This window comes from Dendrosporobacter quercicolus (assembly GCF_900104455.1).
Taxonomy (GTDB): Bacteria; Bacillota; Negativicutes; order DSM-1736; family Dendrosporobacteraceae; genus Dendrosporobacter; species Dendrosporobacter quercicolus.
The window spans coordinates 756831-777148 of the sequence record NZ_FNHB01000001.1; the positions used below are offsets into that span (position 1 = coordinate 756831).

A 20318-nucleotide genomic window follows, 5' to 3' on the forward strand; every position below is an offset into this window, starting at 1 on the left:
ACGGTTTGACTTTATTCTACATATTCCTCCATTACTCCTGCCCAATAATTGCCGGTACTGGTCTGCGTTAAAAACGATGGTTACTTCCCGAGGATTCATGCGCGCAATGCAAGGCCCAGGAACCGCAGTGATCGGACCTGGGTAAGGCGGCGACACGAAGCAATGCGGAAAAAGACCGCTAAAATGCAGCGTTTTTCATGTACCCTTTTATGCATGGGTAATTGCAGCAAATTTTTTGACCCGCGAGGCTCCTTTGCCTGGCTGAACAAAAAACCGGCGGCATTCATCCTGCAATTTTAGAAATTACAGAGACGGCAATCTTATTTACATTTATATTCAATAGAAACAATAAATATCCTTTTTTACCTCTTGACAAAAAAGAATAAATTTGATAATAAAAAGCCTGACAACATTGCCAGGCTTTTTCCCCTTTGCTTCTTATTTCGGAATCACCCATTTGGAGGGTATAAATAATTTTTCAAATAAATTGACGGCAAATAAATCGGTTAGGCCGGCGATATAATCAACTACCGTAGTCTGCAGACCCCAGCGTTCCTCCCGATCCAAAAATTCCTGCGGCAATGCGCCGGGATTAGACATATAATACTCATAGAGCTTATGAATGACATAGGCTGCCTTTTTGCGGTCAGGCTCCAGGTCAGCCGAATGATAAATAGCAGAAAACATGAATTTACGCAATTCGTTCATTGCGGCTCTTATTTCCTCTGACATCGTGATTTGCGTTTTGCCTTCAGAAGCGGTAATCATATCAGACACCATTGCGGTAATCATGTCAGAGGGCTTAACCCCCAATACCGCCGCCACAATCGGCGGCAGATCGTCAGGTTTGATCATGCCTGCTCTGATCCCATCATCATAATCATGGCATAGATAGGCAATTCTGTCACCAATTCGCACAATATTGCCTTCCAGGGTAAACGGCTGATTATCCCCGGTATGATTGACAATTCCATCCTTAACTTCCAGTGTCAGATTCAGCCCTGCGCCGTTCCGTTCCAAATGCTCCACAATCCGCAAACTTTGTTCATTATGATGATAATGGCCAATAATTTCTCTTAACGCATATTCACCGGAATGTCCAAAAGGCGTATGGCCAACATCATGCCCCAGGGCAATGGCTTCCGTTAAGTCTTCATTCAGCATCAATCCCCTTGCAATTGTCCGGGAGATCTGAGCCACTTCCAAGCTATGCGTCATCCGCATACGGTAATGGTCGCCAGGTGATATATAGACCTGCGTTTTATGCTTAAGTCGCCGAAAGGCTTTAGAGTGGATAATGCGGTCACGATCCCGTTGAAAAGCTGTCCTGAAATTACAAACCTCTTCTTGTTTGGCGCGCACGGCATCCCTGCTTTTACTGGCAAACGGAGATAAATTTTTGTATTCCTGCGCTTCTATCCGCTCCCGTACAGTCATTATCAGCCCTCCTTTCTAACATTATACCGCCGGATTTTGTTAAGGCATAGTATTTTTAACAATATTTACATACCCTTTAACCAGCATTGTTTGCTATAATAAAAGCAGAAAGGCTGGTGTTTTCTTAATGAAAACTAAAATACTACTCGTCACAGCGCTGCTTTTATTACTATTGACAACCGCTGTTGCCGCTAAACCGGTAATCACTGCTGATCATACATATTTTGATATCAACAGCGGTCATTATGTGTTAAACGGCAATGTCCGCGTCGAAACCGGCAATCGCATCATTACAGCCGGTAAGGCCCGGGTTAGTATGACCTCCCGCGAAGTGTGGGGTTATGACGGAATTACCGTTACGCAGGATAATATTTATTTTACCGGAAATTCGGTTTATGTTCAGGGCAGTCTGAGAACAGCCCGCATTGACGGTTCGGTTAATTTTTCCCGCGCCGGCTTGCAAATTACGGCCAGTCAGGCCGATTATAACTGGAAAACCAAACGGGCAATCTTCAGGGGAAATGTCCGGGTTACTCAGAACGGCAATACTTGGACTGCCGACAGTGTAGAGTACAATATTAAAACCAATACTATTTTATAAAAAATGCACCCGTGGAGTCGAACACACAGCAGTTGTGTTCCTCCGGGGTGCATTTTTCGAACTATCCGGTTACAATTTTGCTGAAATCAGCCATGTTGGTTGTCAGCCCGGCAATTGAGTTCAACAAGGCCAACCGGTTATTTCTGACTGAGCTATCCTCAGCCATTACCATTACCGCATCAAAAAATGCGTCAATCGGGGCCGCCAGCGCAGCCATGCTGGCCAAAACCGCACAATAATCGTGTTTGGCAGCAGACTGGGTAATCCTGGCATTTGCAGTAAGGTAGGCCTCATATAGACCGGCTTCCGCCTCTGTTGAAAAAAGAGTGCGATCCACTTGATCGCCGGCAGCATGCTTAGCCAGGTTGCCAACCCGGGTAAAGGCCTGAATGGTTTTCTGCATCGCTTCCGTTTGAGCGTTAGCGCCAAGCGCCTTGGCCCTCAGCCAGGTATCATAAATATCATCATGTCCGATGGCAACGACAGCATCAATGACATCATAACTCAGCTTATCATCTGCCAGCACATTTTTTATTCTCAGCCGGAAGAAATCCTGGATTTCGTTGGCCAGCTTTTCCCGGCGTCCGGTTTCCTTGATTGCCAATAAGTCCATCGCTTGAGCGATTATCCGCCCCAGTGACAGATGAACCCTGGCGTCAACCAAAATATGAACAATTCCCAAAGCCTGACGGCGTAAGGCGTAAGGGTCCTGAGAGCCGGTCGGAATTAATCCCCGGCTAAAGGTTGCGACAATATTGTCTATTTTGTCGGCGATACTGATCGCCCGCCCGGCCGCCGACACCGGCAGCTGGTCTCCGGCAAAGCGCGGCAGATAATGCTCGAAAATAGCATCGGCCGCTACGCGGGTTTCACCGCTGAGCAAAGCATATTCCCGGCCCATAATGCCTTGAAGCTCAGTAAATTCATAAACCATACCGGTCACTAAATCAGCCTTGGCCAGTTGCGCCCCGCGAATCAAATCAGGCAGCAGGCTTTCCGCCATTCCGGCTTCAACTGCAATGAGTCTGGACAAAGCCTCCAGCCGGACAGTTTTATCATACAAACTGCCAAGTCCCTCCTGAAAAACAATCGTTTTCAACTTTTCCAACCGCTCGCCCAGCGGTATTTTTTTGTCTTCCTCAAAGAAAAACTGGGCGTCAGCCAGTCTGGCTCTCAACACCCGCTCATTGCCGTGCCGGACGATATCGATATAATCAGATCCGCCATTGCGCACAGTAATAAACACCGGCAGCAAATTGCCGGCCGCGGTTACCACCGGAAAGTAGCGCTGATGTTCCCGCATCGGCGTAATTACAGCCTCAGGCGGCAATGCAAGATATTTTTCCTCAATGCTGCCGCATAGTGCGGTCGGATACTCCACCAGGTATGTTACCTCTTCCAGCAAAGCTTCATCAATTGCCGCAACACCGCCCTGACCCTGGGCAAGCTTCTCGATTTGTTCCCGGATAACCTGACGCCGGACGTTCTGATCCACCATCACATGGTTTTGGGCCAGTCTGGCAAAATAGTCATTTACCGAATCAATGCGAATTGGACCTTTGCTTAAAAAACGATGGCCGAATGTAGTATTCCCGGCAGCTACATCCGCAATGGTGAAGGGAATTACCTCCTGCCCGAATAAGGCCAGCAGCCACCTGATCGGCCGGACAAAGCGCAGGTCAAGATCAGCCCAGCGCATATTTTTCGGAAAGCTAAGCGCATGAATCATTTCAGGCAGCAGGGTTGGCAAGAGCTGGCTGACAGACTGGCCGGCCTCATGAACTACGGCATAAGCATAGCCTTCTTTCACCAGCAGTTCCGACACATCAACGCCCTGCCCTCGGGCGAAGCCCTGAGCGGCTTTTGTGGCCTGTCCATGCTCATCAAATGCTATTTTTACCGACGGACCTTTATTGATACTTTCATGATCGGCCTGTTTTTCCACGACTTCTCTTACCACCAGCGCTAACCGCCGCGGGGTTCCAACAACCTGGACTTCGCCATGCGCAATTCTCAGTTCAGCCAGTTTTGCTGCAGCTATGGTTTTAAACTGAGTTAAAATATCAGGCATAAAGCGGGCCGGAATTTCTTCCGTGCCAATTTCCAGCAGTAAATCTTTTGTCATATCAAATCCCCCCCTTGAGCAGCGGATAGCCCAGCTTTTCTCTTTGTTCCAAATAAGCCTGCGCACATAACCTGGCCATATTGCGGACCCTGCCGATGAAGCCGGTCCGCTCGCTTACACTGATTGCCCCCCGAGCATCAAGTAAATTAAAGGAGTGGGAGCATTTAAGAACATAGTCGTAAGCAGGCAGGACAAAACCCAGCTCAACAATTCTTACCGCCTCTTTTTCGTACAGATCAAATAACTGAAACAATAGTGCGGTATCGGCAAGTTCAAAATTATAATGTGATTGCTCCACTTCATTGCGATGGAATACGTCACCATAAGTAACGCCTTCCACCCACGTTAAATCATAAACATTTTCTTTGCCCTGAATGTACATGGCCAGACGTTCCAAACCGTAGGTTATTTCAACGGAAACCGGCTTGACATCGATACTGCCGACTTGCTGAAAATAAGTAAACTGGGTAATTTCCATGCCATCAAGCCAGACTTCCCAGCCCAGTCCCCAGGCGCCTAACGTCGGCGATTCCCAGTTATCTTCAACAAACCGGATGTCATGCTTATCAGGATCAATCCCCAATTTGGCCAGGCTGGCTAAGTACAGTTCCTGAATATTAGCCGGTGACGGCTTCATAATGACTTGATATTGATGATGCTGAAACAGGCGGTTGGGATTTTCGCCATAACGCCCGTCGGTTGGGCGGCGTGAAGGTTCAACATAGGCAATATTCCAGGGTTCCGGACCAAGAGCCCGGAGAAAAGTTGACGGATTCATCGTGCCGGCCCCTTTTTCTACGTCATAAGGCTGAGCCAGAATGCATTTTTGACCCGCCCAAAAATTTTGCAGAGTCAGGATAATATCCTGAAAATTCATGAATACACTACCTCCTTGATAACGACAAATGCATGGGAAAACCCGGCTTACGCCGGGACTTGGCAAAAACGGAAATCTTCCGCGGCAGTTTTCTGACCGTATAACAAAAACATCCCGCCCAGTAACAAAAAAGTTACAGGGACGGAATGTTCATCCCGCGGTTCCACCCTGATTGGCCTGCCTGGCCCACCTTGAGGATATTGCAAGTTTTACGGCAGCGACTGATCATCGTTGCTTTCCTCTTGCAGCTTGGGAAGGCCTTTCGCCTGAATGGATCAGGCTCACACTTCCCCTGATTCGCTGGTTTTTCCAGGCTACTTTTTCCCGCATTGCCTTAATTTACTTAAAATATAGCAAAAACCCGCCGTCTTGTCAACGGCTATAATGGGTTATTATGCTCATCCCTGGCGTCGTTTTCCCGGTTGTCATCAGGCGTTTCGTTCTCCTCGCCGGTACGGACAACCTCAATGGTACAACGCTTAAAAACAGCCACCAGCACGCCAAGCGCCGCCAGCTGGGGCAGAACAACTGCGCCGATTGCTCCCAAGGCCACCGGAATTTCCACCAGGGTCCGGCCATCATGCTTGATTCTAATTCGATTGACATTGCCCTCACGAATGAGTTCCTTCACCCGGTCCATGACTTCATTTGACCGGACGGAAAACTCCTCGGTCCAGCTATTGCTTTGCGTAGTATTTTCTGCATCCACCAAAGCCTCAATCACGTTGCCGTTGTTGCGTTCCAGTATTTCTTTGGCTTCCTTGTAGGATACGCCGATACGTTCCCGGATAATATCAATTTTTTCCAATGTAATTTCTTCCATGTCAAAATACCCCCAGCAAAATTTTAGTTAGTTTAACCAAATACAGCCCTAATATCCGCCAACTGCCCCTTATTCACCGGGCGCCCCTGCAACCTGCTGAATAAAATTCAGTGATTTTAGCGGCTTACCCAGTAAATAAACCACATAACTTGTTAAAATTTGTTCGGTCTGCCGCAAAGTAGCGCCATTTACTGAAAAGCCCTGCAGGTTTTCCCAGTCCAGCCCCAGTAAATTAGCAGTAAAAGCTTGGGAATGAGGGCTAAAAGCCAACAACCCCTGATGCTCGCAGTGTAAACAGACACTGCCGCCCTTTTCGGCACTAAAATAAGCCTCATCAGGACCTATCGTTTGCCCGCAATGAACGCAACAATCGACCTGCGGCCGATAACCGGCCAGCGCCAGAAGCTGCCAGGCCGAAGCCAGGGCAACCAGCCGCGGATTACGGTTGGTTATCGTAGAGAAGGTATGGATTAATAAATCATATATCAGCGGTTCCGGTTGCCGGTCAGGACAAAATTCGACTACCAATTCATTAATAAATGCAGCATAAGCCATACAATCCAGATTTTCCTTAATTTTCCTGAACGACTGCTTCAGCTCTCCCTGTTTAATGGTATCCAGGCCTTTGCCTGGCATGATTGACAGCTCAGCCTGACTGAAAACCTGCATAACGCCGGCCAGCCTGTTTTGGGGACGGCGGCAGCCATAAGCAATAGCCGTGATTTTGCCGTAATTACGCGAAAACACCGTAACCATCTTGTCAGCCTCTCCCCAGTTACGAACCGACAATAGAATGGCTTCAGTTAAATACTGTGACATAATAACCTCTATTAATTTTGATTAACCACCGGCCGTTGCGCCCGGATCTGAGACGGTGTCGGAAATTGCCGAGTATGGCCATCATTGCACGAACGATAAATCAGGTATGCTTCAATATGTCCCGTATTCTGGAAAATTTCCCACATAACATTTCCCAACAACATTGACATCATCCTTTCGCAACTGTTAGTTTTTCAATCAACCGCTCTAACTAAAATCAGGTAGAGATGCAGCTTTTACCCGAACAATGCGAAAACCGTTAACTTTAAGAACTGTAAAGCTGTAGTCGCCAATGGGAACGGCATCGCCGATCTCCGGACGCCGGCCTAAAATGCCGAAGATATAACCGCCAATCGTATCCGCATCATGTTCTTCCAGCCGGATATTCAGAAGCTCGGCAACATCATCAAGCAATACCCGGCCATCAAATTCATACGATCCGTCACTAAGGCGCTGAATATCAATTTCCTGAACTTCGTCGTGCTCATCCTGAATGTCACCGACAATTTCCTCGATAATGTCCTCAAGAGCCACCAGTCCGGCAGTCCCACCGTATTCATCAGCTACCACAGCCAAGTGAATACGCTTGCGGCGCATCAGCTGCAGCAACTTGGCTACCGACATTCCTTCAGGAACAACCAATATTTCCCGCATAATTGTCCCTAAATCCTTGGCCGCCATGTTGCAGGATTCAAAGTCCATAAAATCACGCAAATGGATCATCCCGATCACATGGTCCTTATCCTCCAGACAAAGTGGGTACCTGGTGTGATTGGTGTTCCTGACTACCTCAATATTCTCCTCATAGGAGTCTTCGGCAAACAGGCAGATCATGTCCTGACGCGGTACCATGATTTCGCGGGCTAAACGGTCGGCAAAATCAAATACATTATCAATCAGTTCGCTTTCCATCTGGTTTAGAACGCCGCCACGGTGACTGGCGCTGACCAGCATCCTGAGTTCCTCCTCGGAATGAGCCAGATCAGCTTCCGAAGCGGCTTTAACGCCCAGCAGATTTAAGATTGCCCTGGCGGCCTGATTGAACAGTATAATCATAGGATAGCCAATTTTGTGAAAGATATAAAGCGGTCCAACGGCAAATAAAGCCATATTCTCGGCTCGCTGAATCGCCAGCGATTTTGGTACAATTTCACCAAGCACAATATGTAAAAAGGTAATAATGATAAATCCTATGGCAATGCTGATTACCGTATGCAGCCCAGCCAGGCCGGGCAGATACGCCGCCAGAACCGGCGTAATCAGCGCCGCTACTGCCGGTTCTCCTAACCAGCCCAGCGCTAGTGATGACAAAGTTATCCCCAGTTGTGTTGCCCCGACATAGGTATCGGATGAAGAGACAACCTTTAGCGCCAGCTCGGCCCGCCGGTTTCCTTGTTGTACCAGTTCTTCCAATCGCGTTTTCCGCACCTTGACCAGAGAAAATTCGGCAACGACAAAAAAACCATTGAAGCCCACCAACATCAGGGCGGCCAAAAACTTAACCAAGTCATACCAATCCAAACTCGCATCTCTCCCTCGCTGGCCAGATACACCTGACCGCGATATGTTTTAAATCGTTTTTACCGTATCCCCGCTGTTTTCATTGCCGGGCATAATTGCTCCGGCGGTAATCACATATTGCAGGGCTGTTTCGCTGGTCACCTGCAAATAGATAATATCCCGCTTAGGAACAAAGATATTGATGCCGGAAGTCATATTCAAACTCCAGGGGATAAAAACACAGATATTTTCCTCCGTAAAATTTTCTGCTAACGGCGGCGATAGCTCAGCCATAACAAAACCCAAGGCTTTTACGCCGGCGTGCGGATAAGGCACTAAAACTGCCTGCTTAAATAAATTAGGAGATTCCAACACGGCAGTGGATACTTGCTTAACACTTTTATAGATCACTTTAACAACGGGGATTGAACACAGCATCTGTTCGCCCAAACCTAACAGGCGTATTAACATCCAGTGTGAAGACAGCCAGCCCACCAGCAAAATCAATACTATGACAGCAATAAGGCCCAGCCCCGGAAATTGTACCGGTAAGTGGCGGCCTAACAGAGTTTCGGCCAGGGAAAAAATATTGACAATGACATAGACGGTAATTGCGATCGGAACAATAACAATTAACCCGTTGATAAAATACTTGGATATAAACTTCATATTCCACCCCTCTTAACAAATGATACCATTCAAACCAATATCGGTCAATCAATTGTAACAATCGCTGTACGGGCAGACAGAGAAAACGAGATTAAACCGCAAAGTACCCGAAGGACATAAAGTGGGTACGCAAAACATGTAAAAAAGCCTGGCAGCTTTTGCCAGACTTTTGCTCAATCATAACCGAAATTGCGGAGTATGCCTTCACGGTTCCGCCAGTCCTTTTTCACTTTAACCCACAAATCCAAAAACACTTTAGAGCCCAGCAAATTTTCAATATCACTTCTGGCCATTGCGCCAATGTCCTTTAACAGTTTTCCGCCTGCGCCAATGACAATGCCTTTTTGCGATTCCCTTTCCACATACACAACCGCCCGGATATACAATGTTTCATTGCTGCGGGTAGTAATCTCCTCGATATCAACAGCAATGGCATGGGGTATTTCTTCACGAGTGACCTGCAGCACTTTCTCCCGGATCAGCTCGGCAATGATTAGGCGTTCAGGTTGGTCGGTAACCATATCGCTGGGGTAATATTGCGGACCAGGCAGTAAATATTGTTTAAGCTCAGACACCAGGCCAGCTAAATTGGTATGTTCCTTGGCCGAAATCGGCACAACTCCGGCAAACTCACGGCACTTGACATAGCCGTCAATAATCGGCAATACCCGCTTCTTATCAATCAGATCGATTTTATTGACCACCAGTACCACCGGAGTTTTAATACCAGCCAGCCGTTCCAGAATATACCGCTCGCCCGCGCCTAATTCTTCCGTCGCGTCCACCACAAACAAAATTACTTCTACCTCGCGCAACGTGTTTTCCGCTGTATGTACCATATACTCGCCAAGCTTGTGCTTTGGTTTATGGATACCAGGAGTATCAATAAATACAATCTGGGCATCCTCCAAAGTCAGCACACATAAAATTTTATTCCGGGTGGTTTGCGGCTTGTCCGACATAATCACTACTTTTTGACCAATTAAACTATTAATCAGCGTTGACTTGCCTACATTCGGCCGGCCAATCACTGAAACAAAACCCGATTTGTGTTCTGCCTTCAACATTTACCATCTCCAGTCAAATCATGCTTATCAAAAACAGCCGGCAGCAGTTGATCCAGCGTGGCAACACGCTGCTCGCCCTTAGTATTGCACATAATAATTTTGCTGATACCAAACTCCGCCATTACTTGACGGCACGCGCCGCAGGGCGCAGTTGGCCTTAACGTATCCGCAACAACGGCCAGAGCCGAAAACTCGGTCTCACCTTCCGCTACCGCCTTAAATACAGCGGTACGTTCGGCGCAAATGGTCAACCCATAGGATGCATTTTCAACATTGCAGCCGGAATAGATTTTACCGCTGCCGCTTAACACGGCCGCACCAACCTTAAACCCCGAATAAGGCGCATAAGCTTTATCTCTGACCGCCCGGGCGGCTTTAACTAACTCCTCCAAAATTTAACCTCCCTGATTAAAACAACTTGCCATAAATCAAAATACAGCCAATGAACGCCGCCGCCACGGCGGCAACCAGCACCGCTCCGGCGGCAACGTCCTTAACAATTTTGGCCAGGGGATGAAATTCGGGCTTAATCATATCCGCCGTCTTCTCCAGCGCAGTATTAAACATTTCAGCAATAAAAACACCGGCAATTACGATAGCCAGCACCATCATTTCCATGCGGTCGAAATTCAGGCGCCAGGCCACAATCAGCATAGCGCCGGCGGCAAGGCAATGAATCCTAAAGTTCCGTTCCGAACCGAGGCAGTAGCTAAAGCCCCGGCCGGCATTCTTAAAGGCTTTGATCCAGCGCGCCATCAAGGGTCCCGGGTAATGCCCAGCTTGCCCAAAACAAATTCTTCTTCCTGCCGCATTTCCCGCCGCTCCTCTTCCACTTCATGATCATAACCCAATAAATGCAGCATGCCGTGAACGGTTAAAAAGGCAATTTCCCGCTCCAGGCTATGTCCATAATCATGGGCTTGCCTTGCCGCCGTTTCCAGTGAAATAATAATATCACCAAGCAGGTTTTCCGGCGAACCGTCAATGATTTCCGGCTCATCGCCTTCATTCAAAGCAAAAGACAGCACATCAGTAGCATAATCCCTGCCGCGATAATCGCGGTTCAATGCCTTGATATAGCGATCATCAACCAACACTACGCTCACCTCGGTCCGGGCATCTACATCATACAGCTCAGCCGTCTTTTTTAATACCGCCGTCAGAATTTCCTCCAGCTGCGGCGTTACCATCATCTTTTCCTGCAAGTTGCTTAATACAATTTCCATTCTTGCTTTTTCTCCTCTCGAGTTCCTTGATGGCGTCAGGATACTCAATCCGCGTATGGAACATGCTGGATAAAATCCTAATATAGGCATCGCCAATCGTATTTAAATCTCTTAGCGTTAGATTGCATTCATCCAGCTGGCCGTCATGCAAACGCTCGCGAATAATTTTGCGCACCATTGCCTCAATGCGGTTAACATTGGGCTTGGCCAATGATCTTACTGCAGCTTCACAGGCATCTGCCAGCATAATGAGCGCTGCCTCCTTGCTTTGCGGGCGGGGGCCCTCATAACGGAAGTCAGCTTCGATAACGCAGTCGCCATGCTCGTTTTCCGTTGCCCTTTTATAGAAATAAGACACCAGCATAGTTCCGTGATGTTGTTGAACAATATCAATAATCACCGGCGGCAAACGATACTCGCGGCACAAATCCACGCCGTCCTTAATATGAGCGGTGACAATCAGCGTACTTAATGACGGAGCGATCTTATCATGAGGGTTTTCGGCGCCAAATTGATTTTCAACGAAAAAGTAGGGCCGCTTAATTTTGCCGATATCGTGATAGCAGGCACCAACTCTTACCGTGACAGGATCGGCGCCGACTAGATCCGCCGCAGCCTCAGCAAGATTACCGAGCAAAACACTGTGATGATAGGTGCCGGGCGCTTCCAGCAGCAATCGCTGCATCAAAGGATGATTGGACTGGGCTAAATCCAGTAATTTTAACGGTGTGGTTATATTAAAGGTATGCTCAAGATATGGCAGTAAGCCGGTGGTGATTACGGCGGCGCCGATACCGCTGAAAATTCCCAGCAAGCCCTGCATCAGAACCGGATAAGCGTCCATCTGCTGCATCAGGCCGGTTGCTCCAATCACCAGGAAATTAGCCGCGGCAATCCACAGGCCGGTTTTAATTAAGCTATAGCCATGCGTCATTTTTGATACGCTGAATACCCCCACCACACTGCCAATCAAAGCAGCGGCAACAGCCCGCAAATCATGGTCCACAATAACCCCGAACAACATCGACAGGGCCAGGCTGACCACCAGGCCAACGCGGGCGTCAATCAGAATTGCCGCCAACAGGGCGCCGGTCGCAATGGGAGCGGCAAAATCAGAGTAGTAATGGGCGCCCTTTCCTAAAAGAAGAGCCACCAGTAAAATTAACCCCAGCAATACCAAATGCAGGTCATTGGCATAAACCGGATAGGCAAACTTATATAAATAGCCCAGCAACATTCCAATGACAGTCAGTACAAAAATTGACAAACCAAAAATCCGCAATTCACTTAGCTGTCCTTTATATAAGCCAAGCTCCTCCATTGCGTGAATTTGCTCAACAGTTACCACATCGCCGCGCCGGACAACAACCTGACCCTTTTTAATTGTTTCACGGACAGGCTCAATGCTGTCCAGCGCTGACTTCTTGCGTTTGTCCGTTTCGCGTACATTAAGAATATAATTAGGCTTAAGCAATTGCTGGGTCAGCCCAGCCACTACGGCCTCAACATTCTGATCAAGCCCCAGCTCTTCCGTTTCGATGACAATATGCTTTCTGGTTACATTAAGCTCGTCGTCGCGGATACCCCGCTGAAAATATTTCCTTAACAAAGTAACGGTATGCTCCTGCGCTTTAGCCAGGCCGGCTTCATCCAGGCTTACCAGGCCATTCAGGCTCAGACTGGGCAAAGAAACAGGCAAAACCTGCTGAAGCCTCTCCAGCCGTTTATCGCCGGCAGCTAAGCTTTTATCAGCTAAAACAGACCGGGCGGATTGAAAAACCGCACCGACGTTTTCTTCAGCTTTCGTCAATACCGCCACATCAAGATCATAGACATTGGCCACACTGGCCAAAACCTCGGCCTCAAGTTTTTTGGTCTTGATACTATCCACATAAGAGATTGTTCGCGGGGCAACAACATCGCGGTCACTTACCTGCCCCACCTGAAACGAAACCTTGTCCGGAATAATATCAGCCGACAAAACAATCATAAACAAAACGAAAAAAGCCGATCCCAGTAGTATTCGCCGCGCAACCGGCTTAGCAAAAATGCTGTTGGGTTGCATAAACAGATCCCGCAGCCTATTGTTGAGCGATATCAAATCTATTCAACCCTTTCACACTATACCTAATGGTATAAATTTAATGTTGTTCCTGCTCGTATCGGTCATAGGCCTTAATGATCCGGCCTACAATTTCATGTCTGATAACATCGCTTTCATTCAAGGTTATACACTCAATGCCGGTAATACCGTTAAGAATCTGCTGGGCTTGTCTCAGACCGGATATAGTTCCGTAAGGCAAATCGGTCTGACTTAAATCCCCGGTAACCACCATTTTCGAACCAAATCCCAGCCGGGTTAAAAACATTTTCATCTGGGGCGGCGTTGTATTCTGCGCCTCATCAAGAATAATAAAAGCATCGTCAAGCGTCCGCCCCCTCATATAAGCAAGCGGCGCAACCTCAATGATGTTTTTGCTCATATATTTCTGAAAGGTGTCCGTACCCAGAATATCCTCCAGCGCATCATACAGCGGCCGCAAATAAGGATCTACCTTTTCCTGCAAATCGCCTGGCAAAAAACCCAGTTTTTCACCGGCTTCGACAGCAGGCCGGGTAAGGACGATCCGCTTAACGGACTTGTTTTTTAAGGAAAAAACTGCCATTGCTACTGCAAGATAAGTTTTCCCAGTTCCGGCCGGGCCTATTCCCAGCGTAATATAATTATGGCGGATTGCCTGCAAATAGACGAGCTGGCCCAAGGTTTTGGGCCTGATGTGCCGCCCGTAGGCAGTAACAAGCACCGTATCGCCAAACATTTCATGAAGCTTGCTGTCCCGGCCTTCCTTCAGCAAACGGATACTGTATTTAATATCATGAGCGGTTACCGGATGGCCCTGGCGATATAAATAGCGCAGTTCCGCAAACAAATTAGCCAGCTGATCAACCTCGTCCTCTGCACCGGAAAGGATGAGTTCCTCCCCCCGGCTGACGACCTGGGCGGAAAATGCAGTGCAAATCATATTCAAATGCGCATCATTATGGCCTAAAATTCCCAAAGCCTCCTGAGCGCTTGCAAACAGAAACCGTTTCTCCGAATTTTGCCGCAAAAATGATATTCCTCCTTTAATCATTGCGAAATCATGACACTTTGAACAATATCTTCCTCTGCTTCAATGGTAACCTTTACCCGCACCAAATTAGGCTCGGTGGTTTTGATCACTTCAACATTTCGCGATAAAATATGAGCTGTTTGGGGAATCAGCCGCTGAAGCTGATCCAAGGCCTTAGTTCTAGCGGCGTCGCGGGCTTGCTCCAAAGTAATTTCCAGCCAACTGGTATCAAGCTCATGGTAAACATCTATACTTGATTCGACAATCAGGCCGCTATTCCTCCACAACGGCAGCTTTTTATGAATGGCTTCCTGCTCATACAACGCAAACTGCGTTAAGTCAGGCTTTTTAACGACAAATTCATTCGAGCCGATTTTCAATACAACGCCCAGCTGCTGGCGTCCGGTAGGCTCATGAACCGCCGTCGCCAACTCAGTTTCGCCATAGCTTTCATACCACACTCTGGCTTTAACAATTCCCTTGGCCCTGATTGGCTGCTCCGGAACGGGCGCCTCCGGCGGTTTGACAGTTGCTTCCGGCGCTTCCGGGGCAATACCTTGAATCAGCAAATCTCCTTTCTTGACGGTATCCCCCTTTTTCAGCATTGTCTGCCCGGCCAAAACAATAATTTCGGTAATTACCCCATCCTTAGCGGCAATAAGATTGGCCGGTGATTTGTCCTCCTGTTTAGGAACCGTCTTTTCAACAATTTCAATCACCGCCCTGGTACCGACAAAATTGACGCCAATCCACGCCACTTCAGGCAGAGTGATTAAAATTTCATTTTCAATCTGTTTGGTGTTAATATCGTTTTTTAAAGCCCCCGGTTTTAAGCCTTGCTGGAAGGCAATTTCTTTTATCCTGCTGTCAGGCAAATTTTTCAAACCCATGACATCAACAAACCATACGTATGAAGACAAAATATTTAAGGCCAGAAAAAAAACCAGCGGGCCGATCAATAGAACTTTGCGCCGCTTAAGACGCTTGGCCGTAAAAGGAAAACCATACCGTCGTACAATGGTAATTCTGGTGCGGCTTTTACGGACCATTTCCCGGATAGTAAAAAAGTCGCCCAGCTTCATCCATACCAACAGATCGTCATTATGTTTCGTTATTCCCCATAAGGAAATATGCTGAGTGACACACAAATTAATCAACTTTTCCGGCATCATGCCGCTTACCCTTATCCGTACAGCCCCCTGCAGATAATTTGCCAGCTTAGACATCATACTTTAATTCCCCCACCGTACCTTCAACCAGGATTTGCTCTATCTGCAAATTGCCCAAGGTCAGATCGGTTCCGCCAATCACTAATTCACCCTGGTTTAGCTTGATTCTGATCATTGAGGGGGTGTATTCGATTATGCCTTTATGGTTTTCGATTAATAATTGTTTATTGCCTAACATAGTAATTCTCGGCAAATCCATGACAATATCCTGCGGAATTTCCAATAAACCGGCCAGCCTCTGTAATCTTCCGCGTTTTCGCGATTGCATGCCACTCCCTCCCTTCATATAGAAGTGTATGCCGATCATAAAAGATTAGTACCAGAAAACAACCGGTGACCGCGCCGGGAAGCTGCATCCGCGGTTGCAGTATGATCCCCGCCGGTTAACATCCGGCGGCGGTTTTGGTAAAAAAAACGCCGCGCGATTTTAAAAATCGCAGCGGCGGACACTGTAGCCTTTCGCTAAAAACCAACTCCCGGCACCGGGACAGCTGCAGGCGTTAAAGCCGCACCGCCGTACCGGTTAACCAAAAAATCCTCATATTTGTGCACTTTTACCGGTGCTGCGAAACGCATGTAGTTCGTCGCAACAATCATTTCCCCGCACTCCAGATTCTTAATCTCATTGCGCTGCTGTAAAATATCTTTGCGGCACATAGCTTCCAGCTTAGTCCGGTCAGCCTTGGAAGCCAGCCCTAAAATAAACAGTGTATTGAGCTGGGATAACACCTTGTCGGCCAATAAACGGGGCTGCTGATCCACCACGCACATACCCAAATTAAACTTACGGGCTTCACTGACCAGCCGGGCAAAGACATTATTGCTGCTTTGTTCTTTTTTCCCCAGAAAGCGGTGGGCCTCTTCTAAAACAATCATCACCGGTTTTACTTTACTGCGGTCAACATCCGATTTTGCCGCATAATTTTGCAACAGCTTTTTGGATAAAAGCGTCGATAACGCCTGCTCGCCAACCGGAGAAATATTTTTCAATTCAACCAAAACCACTTTACCCTGTTCTAAGTCCTGCATCATATGACCAATCACCGTTTGCTGCTGATCGCCAACATTTAATTCCTGCTCCAGATTCCAGCAAATACTTTTAATCTTGCTGATTGTACGGGAATGGAACTTCTGACCGGTACAACCGGCCAGTTCATCAATAATATCGGCGGTATCATACTTTAACACATAATTCATCCAGTTTTCCTGCCAGACCGATGACAATTTATAGATAGCGTCCAATTGCGGTTCGGTAAAGGTCGCACAGGCAGTAATATCTTCAGGATCAATTTCGTCAAAATTGACCAGCAGCTTTTGACAATGATCCGACTGGGGATTGGTGTTGTACACGCTAAGCCGTTTCTTAGCCTGTGGATGAGCGGACAGATCCTTAAAATATTCATTATGAACATCGAACACCAGTAAACCGTAATTGCCATTATCAATAATTGAGCCTGCCAGAACTTTGACAAGATTGCTTTTGCCCGAGCCTGTCGTGCCAAAAACACCGATATGTTCGGTAATTGCCTTTGAACCATAAATGCCAACAGGCAATTCCATTATACCGCGGCCGCTTTTTAAAAAGCCAATTTCCAAATCGCCTTTCATTTCGGACAATAAAGCCGTATCGTCATCATTTAAGGAACGGACCTGACAAAAAAAATCGGGACAGGTCTTAGGGTTAAATAAGTTTCCGGCGGCATCGGAATAGCATAACTGCTCAGCCATCGCCAATTTAACCGTATGATTGCCTCCCAGATAAAACTCTAGTTCTTCCTGATCCTGAACTTGCCCATTTTCATCAAGCTTACTCATTAAATACCCAACGCCATTCAGGCCTGACCAGCGCGATTTAACTTTAAAATCATAAGCCCTGACATAAAATCGCCCTCCATCATTACCTTCTACGGCTAAAATATCGCCAAAATCCACATCCTGGTTAGGAGCCACAACAAACTCAACATAAGTCCCCTTAGCATAGGTCAGTCGTCCTTTATATTGTGACATTATTTATGCCTCCCTTTCGGCAATTGCAACATGATAAGCTTTATTTTCTCACTAATCGTAAAAATAATGCCAAGAAACTCTTTGTAAAAAGTGACATGGTATTTTTTAGGTGCAAAAGCCAAACTCATTAGCGATTAACCAAGTATTCCTACCTTCATCAGCCCCTACAATTGTCCTCTCATTGCTAATATAATATGCTTCTTTACTCAAGGGCTGAAACCACTAAAATTCCAACATTCGCAACCATCGCCACAGGAAAAGCCAAGTGTCCGGTTTTGATTGGGACCGTTATAACAACAAGAAAAACCATGTAATGCCTGAAACATCAGCATTACATGGTTTTTCTTGTCGTTATAACACTGTCAAACTACCAATATAGCTTATGCCGCAAACCATATGAGTTCTCCTTTAGAACGGTTTCAACGTAATCAACTGTCACCCCAACACCAAAATAAATGAAGATATCCGGATTGGTCTGGGTTGTTTTATCCGTGCTGGATAAAAGTTCTCCGCCGGCAGATAGAATTCAGTATTGCAGTATTTATGGCGAGCCTCCCCTGTTTACAACTGCATGGACGCTGACAATTTAAATGTGCGGGGCCCGCCTACCGTGGCATACCCGTCGGCAAATAAGCCGCTCCAATAATTCCTGTCAAATACATTTTCCACGCTGGCCCGGAAGGTGACCGGGACTTTATTAACGACGGTTTTGTACTTCGCGCCGATGTCATAGCGCACCCAGCTCGGTATTTTTACCGTATTGGTGGAATCGACATATTGGGAACTGCTGAAAATTGCCCGGACACTCAAGGTTAAATCAGGATTCCAGGGAGTATCCCATTCCACGCCCAGATTAGCCTGATATTTGGGGACGCCGTACGGAGTATTGCCTTGCTTAGTGCTTACATCGCGGGTATATTCGGCGCGCGTATAGGCGATGCCGCCCAGCAGCCGCACTTTGTCATTGATTGCGCCAAAAGCGTTCCATTCAATGCCGCGGTTGCGCTGCTCCGCGTCGTCACTGACTTTGATCGTGCCATCACTTTGGGTAAGCGTAATCACACTGGGTTTTTCGATCTGATAAAAGCTCAGCGTATTGGCGAAGGTACCATGGTCCCATTTTGCGCCGACTTCGTATTGTTTGCTCTTGTACGGCGCAAATACTTCCCTGTAGTTTACTGCATCCACATTGGTTACTTCCGATCCCGGACTCAGACCTTCGATATAGTTGGCATAAAACGATACAGGAGCGTCCCATGGCTTGACTACCAGCCCGATTGCCGGCGTGGTAGCGTCTTCATCATACTTGGCAGTCACGGCGCCGGTTGTGGCGTTGAAGCTTTTGGTTTGCACATTTTGCTGCCGTACCCCCAGGGTCAGCTGAACTTTTTCCTCGTTAAAAGAAAGCGTGTCGGCGATAAACAGGCTGGAGAGATTGGTTTCACTGGTTTTCGCCGACTTGGACGGGGTCGGCAGTGCGGCTAGATAGGACGCGAGAGATGTGGGGTTATAAATATTTGTCGCAATGCCGGTTATCCGGTTCCAGGCAAAGGCGGATTCCGTATCCATAGCATTGTAACCTACGGCCAGTTGATGGTTAACCGCGCCGGTCCGATAGTTGCCGCGCAAGCCCAGTTCGGCCGCAACGCTGTCTTGCCACCAGTTTTGCTTAAGCATACTGATCGTGCCGTCTCCATTTGACTTGAAACCGACGACGTTAGTGCCGGAGAGAAAACCGGTTCCCCTGTTTGCCAGTTTGCCCATACTGGCATAGGCGGTTACATTGCCGCTAACATCGTATTCGCTTTTAAAAAGAAAACCATTATTCCGGCCTTTGCCATAGATGCCTGGAAAGACGTTGGTGGAACCGTCCGGCGCCTTCACGTAGCCGCCGGCTAGACCATACATGGCAACGGAGCCGTTGTCAAACGATTCCTCAGAACTGAAGGCATCCAGGGATAAACGCCATCTGTCGTGACGGTAATCCAGCCCCAGTGCGCCCAACTGACGTTTCTTGGACTGTCCGTCGGTTTCGGTGTCGCCGTCCGCATATACCCCGTTGAAGCGGACACCGAATTCTTTATTTTTGCCGAAGCGGCGTCCTATGTCAATATGCCCGCCTAACTGGGATGAGGAGGTATAATCGGCAGTAAAAGAATTACTGTCTTCCTCCTTAGCGCGTTTGGGCACTAGGTTGATAGCGCCGCCCACCGAGGTGTTCACGCCGCCGTAGAGAAAAGAACTGGGTCCTTTGAGCACTTCCACCCGTTCTAAAAATTCAACCGGAATATGATCGAAGTGTGCCAAACCCTGCATGCCGTTAAAATAAAGATGCTGATAACTTACATCTAATCCGCGGATCTTATACATTTCGACAAAATGTCCGTTGGAGGTGGTGAACCTGATGGAGGAATCGTTGCTGAGCACGTCGTACAAGGTACTGGCCTGCTGATCTTCCATAGTCTGGGCGGTATAACTGGTGATGCTGAAGGGCGTGTCCATGAAATCCTTGTTGCCCAGAATGCCAACGTTGCCGCCCCGGGCCACCTGGCCGCCGGCGTAGACCGGGGGCAGAGTATCCCTGCCGGCGGTCACTTCAATCCCTTCCAGGCTGAATTCACGCTGACCGGCAGTTGTTTGAGCGGCAGAACCCGCTGGGCTATCAGTCTCACCGGCAGCTGCGGCCGTTACCGCCGTATCCTCGGCATAGGTTATTACCGGCGTGTGCCAGAACAGGCTGCTGCCGATCAGGACGTAAAGCAGACGCTTTCTGGCAGGGGACAATTTTTTCTTCATGCTGTGTCAACTCCTTCTACTGGTGGAAA

The 20318-nt window shown here is 47.8% G+C and carries 18 protein-coding genes; 1 reads left to right on the top strand and 17 read right to left on the bottom strand.

The window, feature by feature from the left end; genetic code table 11:
• Window positions 1-438 precede the first annotated feature (438 nt).
• Window positions 439-1437: a deoxyguanosinetriphosphate triphosphohydrolase gene (locus BLR06_RS03735; protein WP_092068447.1), complete on the bottom strand. Its 999-nt coding sequence runs from the start codon at window positions 1435-1437 to the stop codon at window positions 439-441.
• 127 nt (window positions 1438-1564) lie between these two features.
• Here BLR06_RS03735 and BLR06_RS03740 point away from each other — a divergent pair, with 127 nt between their 5' ends.
• On the top strand, window positions 1565-2038 hold the full coding sequence (locus BLR06_RS03740) for an LptA/OstA family protein (RefSeq protein WP_092068450.1): 474 nt from the start codon (window positions 1565-1567) through the stop codon (window positions 2036-2038).
• A gap of 61 nt (window positions 2039-2099) precedes the next feature.
• On the opposite strand, the gene glyS is transcribed toward BLR06_RS03740, so the two are convergent.
• From glyS to BLR06_RS03820, 16 genes are all read right to left on the bottom strand, one after another.
• Entirely contained in the window at window positions 2100-4163 is a 2064-nt protein-coding gene (glyS, locus tag BLR06_RS03745) for a glycine--tRNA ligase subunit beta (RefSeq protein ID WP_092068453.1), read from the bottom strand.
• Between the two features lies 1 nt (window position 4164).
• Window positions 4165-5040, bottom strand: coding sequence for a glycine--tRNA ligase subunit alpha (gene glyQ / locus BLR06_RS03750; protein ID WP_092068456.1), 876 nt, complete (start codon window positions 5038-5040; stop codon window positions 4165-4167).
• A gap of 379 nt (window positions 5041-5419) precedes the next feature.
• Window positions 5420-5863 carry a DUF4342 domain-containing protein gene (locus tag BLR06_RS03755; protein ID WP_092068459.1) on the bottom strand — a complete coding sequence of 148 codons (444 nt, stop codon included), beginning with the start codon at window positions 5861-5863 and terminating at the stop codon, window positions 5420-5422.
• Between the two features lie 69 nt (window positions 5864-5932).
• On the bottom strand, window positions 5933-6682 hold the full coding sequence (recO, locus tag BLR06_RS03760) for a DNA repair protein RecO (RefSeq protein ID WP_092068462.1): 750 nt from the start codon (window positions 6680-6682) through the stop codon (window positions 5933-5935).
• A 207-nt stretch (window positions 6683-6889) separates the two neighbouring features.
• Window positions 6890-8203: a hemolysin family protein gene (locus BLR06_RS03765; protein ID WP_245698005.1), complete on the bottom strand. Its 1314-nt coding sequence runs from the start codon at window positions 8201-8203 to the stop codon at window positions 6890-6892.
• A gap of 48 nt (window positions 8204-8251) precedes the next feature.
• Window positions 8252-8851 carry a DUF502 domain-containing protein gene (locus BLR06_RS03770; RefSeq protein ID WP_092068465.1) on the bottom strand — a complete coding sequence of 200 codons (600 nt, stop codon included), beginning with the start codon at window positions 8849-8851 and terminating at the stop codon, window positions 8252-8254.
• A gap of 173 nt (window positions 8852-9024) precedes the next feature.
• On the bottom strand, window positions 9025-9918 hold the full coding sequence (era, locus tag BLR06_RS03775; protein WP_092068468.1) for a GTPase Era: 894 nt from the start codon (window positions 9916-9918) through the stop codon (window positions 9025-9027).
• Window positions 9912-10310, bottom strand: coding sequence for a cytidine deaminase (locus BLR06_RS03780; RefSeq protein ID WP_173812581.1), 399 nt, complete (start codon window positions 10308-10310; stop codon window positions 9912-9914). The genes era and BLR06_RS03780 overlap by 7 nt, the downstream gene beginning before the upstream one ends.
• A gap of 16 nt (window positions 10311-10326) precedes the next feature.
• Window positions 10327-10674, bottom strand: coding sequence for a diacylglycerol kinase (locus tag BLR06_RS03785; protein ID WP_092068474.1), 348 nt, complete (start codon window positions 10672-10674; stop codon window positions 10327-10329).
• The gene (gene ybeY, locus BLR06_RS03790; protein WP_092068477.1) at window positions 10674-11144 is read right to left on the bottom strand and encodes an rRNA maturation RNase YbeY; all 471 of its coding nucleotides are present in this window, start codon (window positions 11142-11144) and stop codon (window positions 10674-10676) included. Before ybeY ends, BLR06_RS03785 begins: the two co-directional genes overlap by 1 nt.
• Window positions 11053-13209: an HD family phosphohydrolase gene (locus BLR06_RS03795; RefSeq protein WP_245698006.1), complete on the bottom strand. Its 2157-nt coding sequence runs from the start codon at window positions 13207-13209 to the stop codon at window positions 11053-11055. Before BLR06_RS03795 ends, ybeY begins: the two co-directional genes overlap by 92 nt.
• Before the next feature lie 76 nt (window positions 13210-13285).
• Window positions 13286-14254: a PhoH family protein gene (locus BLR06_RS03800; protein ID WP_245698007.1), complete on the bottom strand. Its 969-nt coding sequence runs from the start codon at window positions 14252-14254 to the stop codon at window positions 13286-13288.
• A 20-nt stretch (window positions 14255-14274) separates the two neighbouring features.
• A complete protein-coding gene (yqfD, locus tag BLR06_RS03805; protein ID WP_092068485.1) occupies window positions 14275-15486 on the bottom strand; it encodes a sporulation protein YqfD in 1212 nt (403 codons plus the stop codon).
• Window positions 15476-15754 carry a sporulation protein YqfC gene (yqfC, locus tag BLR06_RS03810; protein WP_092068487.1) on the bottom strand — a complete coding sequence of 93 codons (279 nt, stop codon included), beginning with the start codon at window positions 15752-15754 and terminating at the stop codon, window positions 15476-15478. Before yqfC ends, yqfD begins: the two co-directional genes overlap by 11 nt.
• 194 nt (window positions 15755-15948) lie before the next feature.
• Complete coding sequence (locus BLR06_RS03815) at window positions 15949-17493, bottom strand: ATP-binding protein (RefSeq protein WP_218039432.1); 1545 nt, start codon at window positions 17491-17493, stop codon at window positions 15949-15951.
• A gap of 561 nt (window positions 17494-18054) precedes the next feature.
• Window positions 18055-20289: a TonB-dependent receptor gene (locus BLR06_RS03820; RefSeq protein ID WP_092068492.1), complete on the bottom strand. Its 2235-nt coding sequence runs from the start codon at window positions 20287-20289 to the stop codon at window positions 18055-18057.
• Window positions 20290-20318: the final 29 nt, after the last annotated feature.